This window comes from Mesorhizobium sp. L-2-11, assembly GCF_016756595.1.
GTDB lineage: Bacteria > Pseudomonadota > Alphaproteobacteria > Rhizobiales > Rhizobiaceae > Mesorhizobium.
In genome coordinates, this window is the sequence record NZ_AP023257.1 from 4,107,437 (window position 1) to 4,121,096 (window position 13,660).

The 13,660-nt window shown below is 62.5% G+C and carries 14 protein-coding genes; 6 read left to right on the forward strand and 8 right to left on the reverse strand.

The window, feature by feature from the left end:
- Window positions 1-130 precede the first annotated feature (130 nt).
- Both hfq and hflX read left to right on the forward strand, forming a co-directional pair.
- Window positions 131-376, forward strand: coding sequence for an RNA chaperone Hfq (gene hfq, locus JG739_RS19680; RefSeq protein ID WP_006202172.1), 246 nt, complete (start codon window positions 131-133; stop codon window positions 374-376).
- A complete protein-coding gene (gene hflX, locus JG739_RS19685; RefSeq protein ID WP_202363009.1) occupies window positions 377-1,768 on the forward strand; it encodes a GTPase HflX in 1,392 nt (463 codons plus the stop codon).
- 6 nt (window positions 1,769-1,774) lie between these two features.
- Here the strand turns inward: hflX and mazG are convergent, their stop codons facing one another.
- From mazG to JG739_RS19700, 3 genes are all read right to left on the reverse strand, one after another.
- Window positions 1,775-2,599 (reverse strand): nucleoside triphosphate pyrophosphohydrolase, encoded by an 825-nt coding sequence (gene mazG / locus JG739_RS19690; RefSeq protein WP_202363010.1) that lies wholly within the window; start codon window positions 2,597-2,599, stop codon window positions 1,775-1,777.
- A 188-nt stretch (window positions 2,600-2,787) separates the two neighbouring features.
- Window positions 2,788-3,972: an amino acid aminotransferase gene (locus JG739_RS19695; protein ID WP_202363011.1), complete on the reverse strand. Its 1,185-nt coding sequence runs from the start codon at window positions 3,970-3,972 to the stop codon at window positions 2,788-2,790.
- Between the two features lie 184 nt (window positions 3,973-4,156).
- Window positions 4,157-5,323 (reverse strand): OpgC family protein, encoded by a 1,167-nt coding sequence (locus JG739_RS19700; RefSeq protein WP_244749483.1) that lies wholly within the window; start codon window positions 5,321-5,323, stop codon window positions 4,157-4,159.
- A gap of 337 nt (window positions 5,324-5,660) precedes the next feature.
- On the opposite strand from JG739_RS19700, the gene JG739_RS19705 reads away from it, so the two are divergent.
- From JG739_RS19705 to JG739_RS19715, 3 genes are read left to right on the forward strand one after another with little or no spacing between them, the layout of a single operon-like run.
- A complete protein-coding gene (locus JG739_RS19705) occupies window positions 5,661-6,179 on the forward strand; it encodes a sigma-70 family RNA polymerase sigma factor (protein ID WP_244749484.1) in 519 nt (172 codons plus the stop codon).
- An 8-nt stretch (window positions 6,180-6,187) separates the two neighbouring features.
- Complete coding sequence (locus tag JG739_RS19710; RefSeq protein WP_202367531.1) at window positions 6,188-6,961, forward strand: anti-sigma factor family protein; 774 nt, start codon at window positions 6,188-6,190, stop codon at window positions 6,959-6,961.
- 21 nt (window positions 6,962-6,982) lie between these two features.
- Window positions 6,983-7,699 carry a Bax inhibitor-1/YccA family protein gene (locus JG739_RS19715; protein ID WP_077377724.1) on the forward strand — a complete coding sequence of 239 codons (717 nt, stop codon included), beginning with the start codon at window positions 6,983-6,985 and terminating at the stop codon, window positions 7,697-7,699.
- Window positions 7,700-8,024: 325 nt separating this feature from the next.
- Here the strand turns inward: JG739_RS19715 and JG739_RS19720 are convergent, their stop codons facing one another.
- Window positions 8,025-8,972: a homocysteine S-methyltransferase family protein gene (locus JG739_RS19720; RefSeq protein WP_202363013.1), complete on the reverse strand. Its 948-nt coding sequence runs from the start codon at window positions 8,970-8,972 to the stop codon at window positions 8,025-8,027.
- Between the two features lie 243 nt (window positions 8,973-9,215).
- Here JG739_RS19720 and JG739_RS19725 point away from each other — a divergent pair, with 243 nt between their 5' ends.
- Window positions 9,216-9,875 carry a TetR/AcrR family transcriptional regulator gene (locus tag JG739_RS19725; protein ID WP_202363014.1) on the forward strand — a complete coding sequence of 220 codons (660 nt, stop codon included), beginning with the start codon at window positions 9,216-9,218 and terminating at the stop codon, window positions 9,873-9,875.
- A 53-nt stretch (window positions 9,876-9,928) separates the two neighbouring features.
- Here JG739_RS19725 and JG739_RS19730 read toward each other — a convergent pair whose 3' ends face one another.
- From JG739_RS19730 to metG, 4 genes are read right to left on the reverse strand one after another with little or no spacing between them, the layout of a single operon-like run.
- Window positions 9,929-10,399: a YbaK/EbsC family protein gene (locus JG739_RS19730; RefSeq protein WP_202363015.1), complete on the reverse strand. Its 471-nt coding sequence runs from the start codon at window positions 10,397-10,399 to the stop codon at window positions 9,929-9,931.
- Between the two features lie 12 nt (window positions 10,400-10,411).
- Window positions 10,412-11,233 (reverse strand): MBL fold metallo-hydrolase, encoded by an 822-nt coding sequence (locus tag JG739_RS19735; protein ID WP_202363016.1) that lies wholly within the window; start codon window positions 11,231-11,233, stop codon window positions 10,412-10,414.
- Between the two features lie 3 nt (window positions 11,234-11,236).
- Entirely contained in the window at window positions 11,237-12,031 is a 795-nt protein-coding gene (locus JG739_RS19740; RefSeq protein ID WP_202363017.1) for a TatD family hydrolase, read from the reverse strand.
- Window positions 12,031-13,584: a methionine--tRNA ligase gene (gene metG, locus JG739_RS19745; RefSeq protein WP_202363018.1), complete on the reverse strand. Its 1,554-nt coding sequence runs from the start codon at window positions 13,582-13,584 to the stop codon at window positions 12,031-12,033. Before metG ends, JG739_RS19740 begins: the two co-directional genes overlap by 1 nt.
- Window positions 13,585-13,660: the final 76 nt, after the last annotated feature.

Sequence of the window (13,660 nt, forward strand, 5' to 3'; positions counted from 1 at the left end):
AATGAACATCAATATATCTCGTTCTGCTTGTCGTTATTGATGGCAAGACGGTGTTTGCGCGCTTGACATGTGCCAGGTAATTTGGCGCATTGGCCTGCAAACCGAAGGGGATCGGCGAAAGACAAGAACAATGGCGGAACGATCGCAAAATCTTCAGGACCTGTTCCTGAATTCAGTTCGCAAAAGCAAAAACCCGCTCACCATATTTCTCATCAACGGCGTGAAGCTGACCGGCGTGGTCACTTCCTTCGACAATTTCTGTGTTCTGCTGCGCCGAGACGGCCATTCCCAGCTCGTCTACAAGCACGCCATTTCCACGATCATGCCGAGCCAGCCGGTTCAGATGTTCGATGGCGAGGAAAGCCAGGGCGCCTGATTGGCACGTAAGAAAGATGCGGACCGCAGCGTTCGCGAAAAACCAGCATATCAGCCGGGGACGGAAGCCGAAGGCCCGACCCGGGCCGTGGTCATCGTGCCGGTGCTTACCCGCCAGCCGCGCGGCGACGAAGACACGAATCGCCCGCGCCTGACGCGATCTGCCGAGGCCCGCCACGACGAGGCGGTTGGCCTTGCCCAAGCCATAAATCTCGACCCGATCCATACCGCTGTTGTGACCGTCAACGATCCCCGGCCTGCAACCCTGCTCGGCAGCGGCAAGGTCGCGGAGTTCGCCGAGATCGTCAAAGAGGGCGGTGCCGAACTGGTCATTGTCGACCATCCGCTGACGCCGGTGCAGCAGCGCAACCTGGAAAAGGAATTGAACGCCAAGGTGCTGGATCGCACCGGCTTGATCCTGGAAATTTTCGGCGAGCGTGCTCGGACCAAGGAAGGGACGCTGCAGGTCGATTTGGCGCACCTCAACTATCAGAAGGGCCGGCTGGTGCGAAGCTGGACTCACCTCGAGCGCCAGCGCGGCGGTGCCGGTTTCCTCGGCGGCCCTGGCGAAACGCAGATCGAATCGGACCGCCGTGCCCTGCAGGACAAGATCAAGAAGCTGAAACACGAGCTGGAAACAGTGCGGCGCACCCGTGACCTGCACCGCGCCAAGCGCAAGAAGGTACCGTTCCCGGTCGTGGCCATTGTCGGCTATACCAACGCCGGCAAGTCGACGCTGTTCAACAGGCTGACCGGAGCAGGGGTGCTGGCCGAGGACATGCTGTTCGCCACGCTCGACCCGACACTGCGTCGGGTACGGCTGCCGCACGGCACGCCGGTCATCCTCTCGGACACGGTCGGTTTCATTTCGGACCTGCCGACGCATCTGATCGCGGCCTTCCGGGCAACGCTCGAAGAGGTGGTCGAGGCCGATCTCGTCATCCATTTGCGCGACATTTCTGACCCCGATACGGCCGCCCAGGCCGAGGATGTCGAGCGCATCCTCGCCGATCTCGGCGTCGATGCCGGCGACAGCAGGCGCGTCATCGAAGTGTGGAACAAGATCGACCGGCTCGATGCGGGCAACCGGGAGCGGTTGCTCGCCGACGGCATCGACGGCAGCAAGGCACCGCCGATTGCCATATCGGCGGCCACCGGCGAGGGCATCGACGTGCTGAAGGCGATCATCGAGACACGAGTGTCAGGCGAACTGGAAACGTTGACCGTCAGGCTCAAGCCTGACCAGCTTGGGCTCGTCGACTGGCTCTACCGCAATGGCGACGTCGTCTCGCGCACCGACAATGAAGATGGCGGCATAACCGTGTCGCTCAAAGCGACGCGAAGCGCACACGAAGAGATAGAAACCAGATTGCAACGTAAAAACAACGGGTAATTTCTGTTACTTCGCGCTCTTGGCTTGCTGCCAAAGCGCCTCCATCTCGTCGAGCGTCGCCGTTTCCAGCGTGTTTCCGGACCTTTCCAGCGCTTGCTCGACATAGTGGAACCGCGAGCGGAATTTCTCGTTGGTGCCGCTGAGCGCCGCTTCGGAATCGACCTTGAGATGACGCCCGAGATTGACGACGGCAAACAGCATGTCGCCGAACTCGTCCTTGATCGAAGCCGTATCACCCTTGGCAAGGGCGTGGCGCAACTCGCCGATCTCTTCGTCGATCTTGTCGAGGATCGGCGTGGCCTCGCTCCAGTCGAAGCCGACGCGGGCCGCCTTTTCCTGCAGCTTGAGCGCCCGGGTCAAAGCCGGCAGGGCAACCGGTACGCTGTCCAGAAAGCCCTTGCCATGATCCTCCGGATCGTGCCCGCGGGCGAGGCGGGCATTTCGCTTTTCCGCTTTTTCCTCGGCCTTGATCTTCTCCCACATGCCCTTGGCCATGCCGGCGCTGCGCGCCTCATCGTCGCCGAAGACATGCGGATGGCGGCGGATCATTTTTGTGGTGATGGCCTGGACCACGTCGCCAAAGGCGAATTCACCGGCCTCCTCGGCCATCTGCGCATGGTAGACGACCTGCAGCAGCAGGTCGCCGAGCTCGTCGCGCAGATCGTCCAGGTTGCCACGCGCGATGGCGTCCGCCACCTCGTAGGCTTCCTCGATCGTGTAGGGCGCGATGGTCGAGAAATCCTGCTCGATGTCCCACGGGCAGCCGGTTTCCGGCGCCCGCAGCGCAGCCATGATCTCGATCAGCCGGGAAATATCTTTCGAGGGTTTCATCGCTCGAATGCTAATGCATGTCGCGCAAAAGTGTGCAGCGGTTTTGCGATACCGACATGCATGAAAACAAGAGCCTAAAGCGCGTCGCATGAGGCTGGTCGAACGCGACGCGCTTTAGCCTGCGTCCGACGGTGCAGCCAACGCCGTCGGCAGGCGAGGGGCGATTGTCCACAGCGCTGCTCAAAGCCTCAGTCGAGCACGGAGACGATCGCCTTGGCGAGCGCGTCCATGCCGTCCTCCGGCAGGCCGGCGACGTTGATGCGGCTGTCGCCGACCATATAGACGCCGTGCTCGGCGCGCAGCCGCTCGACCTGCGCTTCGGACAGGCCAAGCCGGGAAAACATGCCGCGATGGCTGGCGACGAAATCGAAGCGATCGGAATTGGACTGTCGCCGCAGCGCTTCGGCGAACTGCACCCGAAGCCGCAGCATGCGCAGGCGCATCTCCTCGAGCTCCGCTTCCCAGGCGGCGCGCAGCGTGGCGTCTTCAAGCACGATGCGCACCGCCGCCGCGCCGTGGTCCGGCGGCATCGAGTACATGGCGCGTGCCGCCGACAGCATCTGGCTCATTGCGACATCCGCCTGGGCGCTGTCTTTGGCCAGGATCATCGCCGCGCCGACGCGGTCACGATACACGGCAAAGTTCTTCGAGCAGCTCGAGGCAACGACCATTTCCGGGACTTTTGCCGCCAGCAGGCGCAAGCCGGCGGCGTCAGCGTCAAGACCTTCGCCAAACCCCTGATAGGCAATGTCGACGAAGGGCAGCAGGCCGCGCTCGACGACGAGGTCTGCTATTTCAGCCCATTGCGCGGTGTCCAGATTGGCGCCTGTCGGATTGTGGCAACAACCATGCAGCAGCACCACGTCGCCGCTCCTTGCGGTCGCCAGCGCGCTCATCATGTCGGCGAAGCGAACAGCACCTGAGGCTGCGTCGAAGTAGGGATATTCGCGGATCTGCAGGCCGGCGGCGCGCATCACCGGCATGTGGTTCGGCCAGGTCGGGTCCGACAGCCAGATCGTCGCGTCGGATCGCGTCCTCTTGAGCAGCTCGGCCGCCAGCCGCAGCGCGCCCGAACCGCCGGGCGCCTGCGCCGCACGGATGCGCGAAAACTCGGCCGCAGGGCCAAAGGCCAGCCCCGCCATTGCTGAGTTGAAGCCGGTATCGCCGGCAAGGCCGAGATAGGTCTTGGTGTCCTGGCTCTGCAGCAATCGTTGTTCGGCTTCGCGCACGGCGCGCATCACCGGCGTCTTGCCATCGCGATCCTTGTAGACGCCAACGCCGAGGTCGACCTTGCCGGGGCGGGGATCGGCACGATAGAGGCCGATCAAGGCGAGGATCTTGTCGGCTGGGGCAGGCTGGAGGTTTTCAAACATCGGCGCGGTTTCCGTTGGCGGCGGAGTGATACGCAAATCGGCTGTGCTGCGCCAGCGGTTTTCAGTTGCGCCAGGCTGAAAACCGCCAACCGGGAGACTGGACACAGAAATCCATGGCGTCGCCTGGAGGCGAGGCTCGCACCCGGCGAAAGGCCTTGATCGCACGGCGCGTCGCGCCGTTCGATCATGCCGGCTTGAGAGCAGCAGATGGCAAGGCGGCTCCAGATTGCCGCTTCTTGCCGCCCCAACCGATCCGCGGCAACCATTCGAGGTAATAGGCGAAGCCGAACTGCAGCGCGATGCCTGTCGAGATCAGGATCGCGTCGTAGAGGAGGCCGCCCGGGCTGACGACCTTCATGACCTGCGCGATCATGGCGAGGATCGTTCCGGCGACGAAGATCGGCAGCGAATGCTTGCCGAGAACCGCGAGCGGATGTCCGGGCCTCGTCCTCGCCAGGTTGGAAAGCGCCGGGATTGCCACGATCAGATAGGCGATCGCCAGAATGTGCATGAGGCGCGACAGCGACAGGAACGTCTTGTCGAAGCCGGTCAGCACGGTAGGCAGGCCGGAGGCCGTCTCGATGCCCCACAGCGGCAGCCGCACCCAAATCAGCGCGCCGACCAGATACAGGACGGCCGCGCTCGCCATCATCCAGTTGAAGCGGATTTCGCCGCCGCGCTTGATATGCAGCATGCCGGCGATGCCGATGACGAAAAGGAACTGCCAGGAGAGCGGGTTCAGGAACCAGAAGCCGTCGCCGGGAAAATTCGAAGGCGCGATCTGAAAAATGCCGGCGATGAGCCAAAGAAGAGCGGACGCAGCAAGCATCAGGCGCAGGCTGAAAGTGCCGAGCCACAGGAAAAGCGGCATCATCAGAAGTACGACGGCATACATGGAAAGGATGTTGTTATAGCCGATCTGATGCCCGAGCGCCGCGATGCCGAGCAGCGCCTCCGGCGTGTCCTCGATGATCAGCTGGATGTTGATCAGCTTCAAAAGGTCCGGCCGCGAAAAATGCAACGCAGCCGCCGAGAAGATCGCCAGCGTCGCGACAGTGGTCATGACGTGGGTGATATAGAGGACACCGGCGCGCCGCCAGGCCTTCAGGCTGATGAGCAACCGATTCCCCGGCTGGAACTTCAGTCCGTAGGCGAGCCCAACGGCAATGCCCGAGATCAGCACGAAGGCTTCGGCCGAATCGGAAAAGCCGAGATTCTTGTGCGTGACATACTCGAAGATCGTCCCCGGCACGTGGTTGACGAAGATCGTCAGCAGCGCTAGCGCGCGGAAGACATCGATGCGGGTATCCCGCTGGGCTGGCACGTTGCCTGTCATGTCGGGGCCAGTCATGTTGGGGCTTGTCATGTCGGGTCGATAATTCGTTGAACAAAGCGGGCCCACAGGGCCTCGGCGAAGGGAAGATTCGACGGTGAATGTTTCCCGCCTATAACTCGCAAGTGTCCCGTAAATGATGACACCCACGCGATTTTTCGCGTCACAAATTAATTCAGCTGTAAACATCGATATCGCCGTGGCGCTACAACCGCGCGGCGAATTGTGGCGGGTGAGGGATCGTTCGCGGACACGCGATGGTGGCGTTGTACCGCCGGACATCCCGGATCGCAAAAAATTCAACGAGCGGGATTAAAAGCCTGCCATGCTCCGTAAACAGGACGTGAGAGGGTCGATGCCACGCTTCGATATCATAGGACAGCTTGGTTCTTTGCGCCGCTACGCGCGTTCGCTGACGCGCGACAGCGCAGAAGCAGAGGATCTGGTGCATGACGCGCTGGTGCGTGCCTATGAGCGGCGCGGCACCTTTCGATCCGGCGGAAACCTGCGCGCATGGCTGCTGTCGATCGTCCACAACGCTTTCATTGACGGCTTGCGGTCGCGCAGATCCGAAGCGGTGCGCATCGAGCAGGCGGGATATCTTGCCGACGCCAGCATGCAGGCACCCCAGGAGCATTCCGTCCGCCTGGCACAGCTGCGCGAAGCTTTTTTCAAATTGCCGGATGAGCAGCGTTCGGCGCTGCATCTCGTCGCCATCGAGGGACTTACCTACAGCCAGGCGGCCGAGGCCAGCGGCGTACCGCTGGGAACATTGATGTCGCGCATCGGCAGGGCGCGCGCAGCGCTCCGCGAGATGGAGGACAAATTGCCGGCACATGCGAAAAGCCACCTCAGGATCGTGGGAGGTCCGTGATGTCGATGATGAGCGAACTGCGCGACCCGGTGACCGACGCCGACCTCGACGCCTATGTCGACGACCAGTTGGACGTTGCCCGCCGCATCGAGGTCGAGGCGTTTCTTTCCGCCCGTCCCGAGGCTGCCGCCCGCGTGATGTCCGACCTCAGGACACGCGACGAACTGCGCGTGGCGCTTGCCGGATGCAAGGGCATGGCGCGGCCGGCGACGGCTGACGCGGCACGGCGGCTCGAACGGGGACTGGCCCGAGGGCGCGCCTTGCGCACGTTGCAGCGGGCTGCGGCGGTCGCAGTCCTGGTGGCTGCGGGCTGGTTGGCCAACGGCATCATCGGGCCGATATCGGTGACGAAAGTCGTCGCCTCGACCCAGCCGCCCGTCTATCTGGAGGAGGCGATCCGGGCACACAGGACGACGATCCTCCGCGAGGCCATGTCATCCCAGCCCGAAGCGCCGGATTACGATGCGGACGAAATCCGCGCCGCCACGGCGATCGTCATGCCGTCGCTGCCGAAGGACTGGAAGGTCCGTGACGTCCAGATCTATCCATCGCAGTTCGGCCCGAGCGTCGAGATGGCTGTCGAAACAAGAGACCTGGGACTGGTCTCGCTGTTCGCGATCAGGCCCGGAACGTTCAACGTGGTCCAGCCGACCGTCGCCCCGTCGGGCGAAATTTCCTCGGCCTATTTCCAGATCGGCGAAGTTGCTTACGCAGTCGTCGCCCGAAGCGGTGTCCGCGATCTCGATCGCACCGCAGAAACGCTCGCCAACACGCTTTACTGACCTTCACAAAGGAGAACTCGCATGAACACCCCCAATCTAGGATACCGGACCGGCGTCGGAGCCCAGACCGGCGCCGTCTATGACGAAGGCCTGCGCCAACACATGCTGCGCGTCTACAACTACATGGGCGTTGGCCTCGTCGTCACCGGCGTGATCGCCTTCGTCGTGGCTTCGACGCCAGCCCTCTACGTGCCGATCTTTTCCACTCCGTTGAAGTGGGTGGTGATGCTGGCGCCGCTCGCCTTCGTGCTGTTGTTCTCGTTCCGGATACAGACCATGTCCGCGGCCGGCGCTCAGGCGATGTTCTGGGCATTCTGTGCGGTCATGGGCCTGTCGCTGGCGTCCGTGTTCCTGGTGTTCACCGGGACCAGCATCGCGCGCACCTTCTTCATCGCCGCAACCATGTTCGGCGCGACCAGCCTTTACGGCTACACGACCAAACGCGACCTGACCCAGTTCTCGTCCTTCCTGATCATGGGTCTGATCGGCGTGGTGATCGCCAGCATCGTCAACATCTTCCTCGGCTCGACTGCGCTCCAGTTCGCCATCTCGGTGATCGGTATCGCCGTCTTCATCGGTCTCACCGCCTGGGATACCCAGACGATCAAGGAGCAGTTTGCTGAAAACTTCGGTGCGGAATCGCAGCAGAAGCTCGCCGTCTTTGGTGCATTCTCGCTCTATCTGAACTTCATCAACATCTTCCAGCTGCTGTTGAACTTCACCGGCGAGCGCGAATAGCCGCGTCAAATCCGTGCATGTCGCGGCAACGTTTTTGGAGCTGCGACATGCATGAACAGAGACTTGAAGCGCCTCGCGAAATCGCGGCGCGCCTGGATTGTACGCGCCGCCTGGCCATGATGCCAGGATCGAGGCCCGTCGCAGGCGAGGGCAAGCCAATCGATGCAAAAATCATGCTGGGATTTCCACCCGTCCGAAAGTCGCATAAGATAGGTTATGGAACTGGCACGCGTTTGGATCGCGGCCCAACCGCAGCTCCTTGTTTCCTTGGAAGCAGCGGAACTGCGGTTGTTTGCGTTGCGGCTCCTGCGACGCCCACAGCTTCCTACGCCGCCTGCGGCACGCAGGCCTCGCAGATCGCCGCGATGTGCCGGTGGTCGGTGCCGCAGCAGCCGCCCAGGATGCGCATCGTCGGAAACGAGGCTGTCAGCCTGCTGTAGCGCCGCCCGAGATCGTCCGGGTCGCCCGCGTCCAGCGTTTCCGATTCGTCCAGTTCGGCATGGCTTTTGACTGAGGCATTCGCCTTCACGCCATAGACGCGATCGAGCCAGCGCTCGCCCTTGTTCAGCGCCTGCATGAAATGCGTCGGATGGGCGCAGTTGATCATATAGTAGGCCGGCGCACCGTCGGTCGCGTCATCGACCCTGTCGATCGCCTCGCCGAGCGTCATGCCGGTCACCAGCTTGCCGTCCGTCTCCACCGTGAACGAGATCATGCACGGCATGGCATGCGCCTTGGCCGCCCGCGCGATACCAATTGCCTCGTGGAAATTGGTGAGCGTATAGGCGGCCACCATGTCGGCCTCGGTCCGCGCAAAGCTCTCGATCTGCGCTGCGTGGTAGGCCTCCGCCTCGTTGGCGTCCATCTTGCCGGCCTTGTAGCCGTCGCCGCGCGGCCCGATCGTGCCGCTGACGACGCAAGGCGTTTCGGCGGTCTCGAATTCATTGCGCAGGTCGAGAAGAAGCTCGATCGAGGCCTCGTTGACGGCGCGTAGCGCTTCCGGCCCGTAGCCGAGCAAGGTTCCCCAATCCGGGTTTGCCCGCCACGTCGGCGTGTCGAGGATGAAGCCGGTCCCGCTTGTGCGCGCGATGGTCAGATAACGGACGTAATAATCCCTCAGCTTCTGCCGGCCTTCAGGCGTTGCCATCAGCGTGAATGAAGCAAAATGCGGAAGCTCGAGGCCGTCGTGAAAGATGAAAGTCGTTTCCATGCCGCCATCGCTCAGGAATGTTCTGTTGGCGAGTTGCGGCAGATTCTGGCGGTACTTGGCCATGTTTGTCTCCAGTGGTAAGATGACACTGTGCCGCCCTGGTGGCGGCCGGTTCGCAATGGCCAAGTTTTAGCAGCACGTGCCGCCGGTGCGGTAGAAGGCTTGTGGTCCGGTACTCAACCGAAGCGGAAACCGCAGCAATTACAGACGGATAGCCGCGCTGGGTCGGTCGTATTGCTACCGGTGCCGACGTTGGCGTGTGTGAAAACCATACCGCCGGTACAGTAGATTTGAGGGCATTCGGTCATGCGCAAGGATGCGGAAACGCGCGAACGCATTTTGGAGATCGCCGAGGCCTCGGTGCTCGCCAAGGGGTTCGGCGCGACGTCCATCGAGGAGGTGATCGCCGAAGCCGGCATAACCAAGAGCGGCTTCTTTTATCATTTCAAGGACAAGAACGAACTCGCCCGCGCCTTGATGCAGCGCTACGTCGAGGAGAACGATCGCATCTTCGACGATGTGTTTCACCGCGGCCGGCAATTGTCCGATGATCCTTTGCAGTCGTTCCTGATCACGCTCAAGTTGCTTGCCGAACTGATGGGTGATCTGCCGAACGGCCATCCCGGCTGCCTGATCGCGACGTTCACCTATCAGGAGCGCCTCTTCGACCGCAGCGTTCGCGACATCGCCGCCGCCGCCGTCCGTTCCTGGAACGGGCGGTTTCGCGATGCGCTGAACGAGATCGCGGCCGTTTATCCGGCCCGCAAGGGCATGGACCTCGAAGACGTCGCCATGATGTTCTCCTGTGTGATCGATGGTGGCATCATCATGTCGCGGGGGCTCGGCGACCCGCGTGTCCTCGAACGCCAGATCCTCGCCTTCCGCAACGTCGTAAAGATGTTGTTCGCGCCGGCGGCGCCCGAAATCATGCTGCCGCCGGAGCCTACCGCTGTCGCCGCCGAGTAGCGTGCGCCGGTCGCACGCTGCAGCCCGAGGCTGCGATATCCGGCGCGTTCGCTTCAGACTGCCAGCGTCGCTACGACAGCTTGCGCTGCCCTGATCATTGCCTGTGGCTCGGCGGCGAACACCGCGTCGTGCGCGCCGGCCGCAGCCCAAACGCGATCGAAACCGAGCAGCGTTTCGTCGGCGAACGCCGGGATTGCAATCAGATGGCCGATCGGCGCTACGCCGCCGATGGCAAAGCCGGTCTGATCGCGGATCTGCCGCGGGTCGGCGCGCTTCAGCGGCTCGCCGGTCAGTGCGGCAGCCCTGTCTGGATCGAGCTGATTGGAGCCGGAAACCAGGAAGAGAAACAGCTTTCCGCTGGATTCTCCCTGGAACACCAGGGATTTGACGATTTGGGCGACTGTGCAGCCGCATTGCGCGGCGGCTTGCTCGGCGGTGCGTGTCGAGGCGCCCATGCGCCTGATTTCGATGTCGAGGCCGGCATCGGCTGCTGCCCTGGTCACACGATCAATGCTTCCAGCCATGAAGAACCGAACCTAACATGCAGATTCAAAAGGGATTTCGATCGTCATGCCGTCATAGGCCGGGTCGACGTCGGCCGGCGTCTCGGCCATCACCGCAGCGTAGTCGAGCGGCACATGCATGTGCGTCAGAACGGCCTTTTTCGGCGCCAGTTTCTCGATCCAGCCGAGTGCCTGGGCGAGCGACAGATGGCTCGGATGTGGCCTGTATTGCAGCGCGTCGATGACCAGCACATCCAGATCGCGCAGCCGTTCGGCGGTGGCGTCGGGGAAATCGCTGACATCGGGGCAATAGGCGAGGCCGCCGATGCGAAAACCAAGCGATATGATGTCGCCATGGATCTGCGGCAGCGGCTCGAGGGTGAGGGCACCCCCCTCGCCTTCGATCACGATCGGCCTGGCATGGTCGATGATATGAGGCTCGACAATGGGCGGATAGGAACTGCCTAACGGTGTTTCGAAACAATAGCCGAACGCTTCCCGTAACCGCAGCATGGTGGGTTGGTCGGCGTGGATATCGATCCGATGACGCTGCTCGAGCACGAAGCCGCGCAAATCGTCGATACCGTGGATATGGTCGGCATGCGGATGCGTATAGACGACCGCATCGATGCGCTTGACCGCTGCCAGCAGCATCTGCTCGCGGAAATCCGGCCCGGTGTCGATGACGACTGTGGTCCTGTCGCCGTTTGCCGCGATCCGCTCGATGAGCGCAGCGGTGCGCATGCGCCGGTTCCTCGGATTGGCCGGATCGCAATTGCCCCAGTCGCCGGTGATGCGCGGCGTGCCCGGCGATGAGCCGCAGCCAAGAATGGTGAGGCGCAGCCGGCTGCTCATGCGTCAGGCGCTCAGCGCGGTCGGGCGCGGCATCTTGCTGAACAGCCGGAAGAAATTGTCGGTGGTGATGGCGGCGATTTCGGCCTCGCTGACGCCGATCGTTTCGGCAAGCACCTTGGCCGTGTGCGCGACATAGGCAGGCTCGTTGCGCTTGCCGCGAAACGGCACCGGCGCGAGATATGGCGCGTCGGTTTCGACCAGCAGGCGGTCGCGTGGCACATCGGCGGCGATGGCGCGCAGCTCGGCCGAATTCTTGAAGGTCACGATGCCGGAAAAGGAAACATAGCCGCCGAGCGCCACGCCGATCTCGGCCAGCCTGCGCCCGGACGAAAAACAGTGCAGGACGAAGGGGAAGGCGCCCTTCCCTGTTTCGTCCTCGAGGATATCAGCCATGTCGCTGTCGGCATCACGCGCATGGATGACCAGCGGCAGGCCTGTCTCGCGCGCTGCGGCGATATGCGTGCGAAAGCCCTGCGCCTGCGCATCGCGCGGCGCATGATCGTAGAAATAGTCGAGCCCGGCCTCGCCAATCGCCACCACCTTGCGATGAGCGGACAGCCGGACAAGCGCCTCAACAGTCACGTCCGGCTCCTCGGCGGCGTTGTGCGGATGGGTGCCGACCGAGCAATAGACTTCGTCGAAAGATTCAGCGATCTCAAGCACTTGCTGGAATCTCTTCACACGCGCCGAGATCGTCACCATGCGACCGATTCCGGCGGCCAAGGCGCGGGCGACGATGGCCGCCCGCTCCTCTGCGAAATCCGGAAAGTCGAGATGGCAGTGACTGTCGACCAACATCAGCTGTTCGCGTCCGGCTGCTCGACGTAACGCGGAAACACGCCTTCCGGCGCGGGCAAAGCAACCCCTGACACCAGCGCATGGTCCGCGTGGACATGGACGAAATCGCGGCTGTCCTGTGACACAGCCAGCAGGTCGAGCAGCTTGGCGGCCGATCCCGGAATGAACGGCTGGCACAGCAGCGCCACGCGTCGGACGACTTCCGCGGTCGTCCACAGCACCGTTTCCATGCGCGCCGGATCGGTCTTTCTGAGCGCCCACGGTTGCTGCGAGGCGAAGTAGCGATCGGCCTCCGCCACGACGCCAAAAATCGCCGCCAGCGCCAGGTGGATGCCCTGCTCCGCCATCATCTTGCGTGCAGTAGCAAGCGCCTCCACCGTCTGGTCGAGAATCGCCCTGTCGGCCTCCGCCAGTTCGCTGCGTTTCGGCACCATGCCGCCGCAGTTCTTTGCGATCATCGACAGCGAGCGCTGCGCCAGATTGCCGAGGCCGTTGGCGAGGTCGGCATTGGTGCGGTTGACGATGGCCTCGTGGCTGTAGCTGCCGTCCTGGCCGAACGGCACCTCGCGCATAAAGAAATAACGCACCTGGTCGAGACCGTAATGCTCGATCATCGCAAACGGATCGACGACATTGCCGACCGACTTCGACATCTTCTCGCCGCGGTTGAACAGAAAGCCATGCGCGAATACGCGCTTCGGCAGTTCGATCCCTGCCGACAGCAGGAAGGCCGGCCAGTAGACGGCATGGAAGCGGACGATGTCCTTGCCGATGACGTGGACGTTCGCCGGCCAGAAGGACCATCTGTCATCGGCCGCATCCGGATAACCGGCAGCCGTGATGTAGTTGGTCAGTGCATCGACCCAGACATACATCACATGCTTGTCGTCGCCTGGCACCGGCACGCCCCATTTGAACGTGGTGCGCGAGATCGACAGGTCCTTCAGTCCGGATTTGACGAAGCTGACGATTTCGTTGCGCCGCTCCGCCGGTCCGACAAATTCGGGGCTGTTCTCATAGAGCGCGAGCAACCTGTCCTGATAGGCCGACAGGCGGAAGAAATAGCTCTCTTCCTCGGTCCATTCGACGGGCGAGCCGAGCGGTTCGCGACGCACGCCGTCGTCGCCGACCTTGGTTTCGGCCTCGTCGAAATAGGCTTCCTGCCGCACCGAATACCAGCCGCTATAGCGGTCGAGGTAAATGTCGCCATTTTCCGCCATGCGTGTCCAGATCGCCTGGCAGGCCTTGTAGTGGCGCTCCTCGGTGGTGCGGATGAAAACATCATTCGAACAGCCGGTCGCTTCAAGCATCGAGCGGAAGATCGCCGAATTGCGATCGGCAAGCGCTTTCGGCGTCAGGCCTTCGGCGTCCGCCGTCTGCTGCATCTTCAAACCGTGCTCATCGGTTCCCGAGACGAAGAAGACGTCCTTGCCGTCGAGCCGCTGAAAGCGGGCCAGCGTGTCGCTGGCGATGACATTGTAGGCATGGCCGATATGCGGCTTGCCGTTCGGATAGAAAATCGGCGTCGTGAGGTAGTATTTTTCGCGTGCCATGGATGAGCCGTCATGAATGTCTGAATGAAAGATGCCGGTGAGATATCGCATCGAAACGGCGATTGCCATCCCGATG

Bases quoted from the DNA above. Each gene is read 5' to 3' on its own strand.
- JG739_RS19715 (WP_077377724.1), top strand. From the start codon at position 6,983: ATGAACACCCCCAATCTAGGATACCGGACCGGCGTCGGAGCCCAGACC.
- JG739_RS19740 (WP_202363017.1), bottom strand. From the start codon at position 12,031: ATGTTGGTCGACAGTCACTGCCATCTCGACTTTCCGGATTTCGCAGAG.
- JG739_RS19700 (WP_244749483.1), bottom strand. From the start codon at position 5,323: ATGACTGGCCCCGACATGACAGGCAACGTGCCAGCCCAGCGGGATACC.
- metG (WP_202363018.1), bottom strand. From the start codon at position 13,584: ATGGCACGCGAAAAATACTACCTCACGACGCCGATTTTCTATCCGAAC.
- JG739_RS19735 (WP_202363016.1), bottom strand. From the start codon at position 11,233: ATGAGCAGCCGGCTGCGCCTCACCATTCTTGGCTGCGGCTCATCGCCG.
- JG739_RS19730 (WP_202363015.1), bottom strand. From the start codon at position 10,399: ATGGCTGGAAGCATTGATCGTGTGACCAGGGCAGCAGCCGATGCCGGC.
- JG739_RS19710 (WP_202367531.1), top strand. From the start codon at position 6,188: ATGAGCGAACTGCGCGACCCGGTGACCGACGCCGACCTCGACGCCTAT.
- mazG (WP_202363010.1), bottom strand. From the start codon at position 2,599: ATGAAACCCTCGAAAGATATTTCCCGGCTGATCGAGATCATGGCTGCG.
- JG739_RS19705 (WP_244749484.1), top strand. From the start codon at position 5,661: ATGCCACGCTTCGATATCATAGGACAGCTTGGTTCTTTGCGCCGCTAC.
- JG739_RS19725 (WP_202363014.1), top strand. From the start codon at position 9,216: ATGCGCAAGGATGCGGAAACGCGCGAACGCATTTTGGAGATCGCCGAG.
- JG739_RS19720 (WP_202363013.1), bottom strand. From the start codon at position 8,972: ATGGCCAAGTACCGCCAGAATCTGCCGCAACTCGCCAACAGAACATTC.
- JG739_RS19695 (WP_202363011.1), bottom strand. From the start codon at position 3,972: ATGTTTGAAAACCTCCAGCCTGCCCCAGCCGACAAGATCCTCGCCTTG.
- hfq (WP_006202172.1), top strand. From the start codon at position 131: ATGGCGGAACGATCGCAAAATCTTCAGGACCTGTTCCTGAATTCAGTT.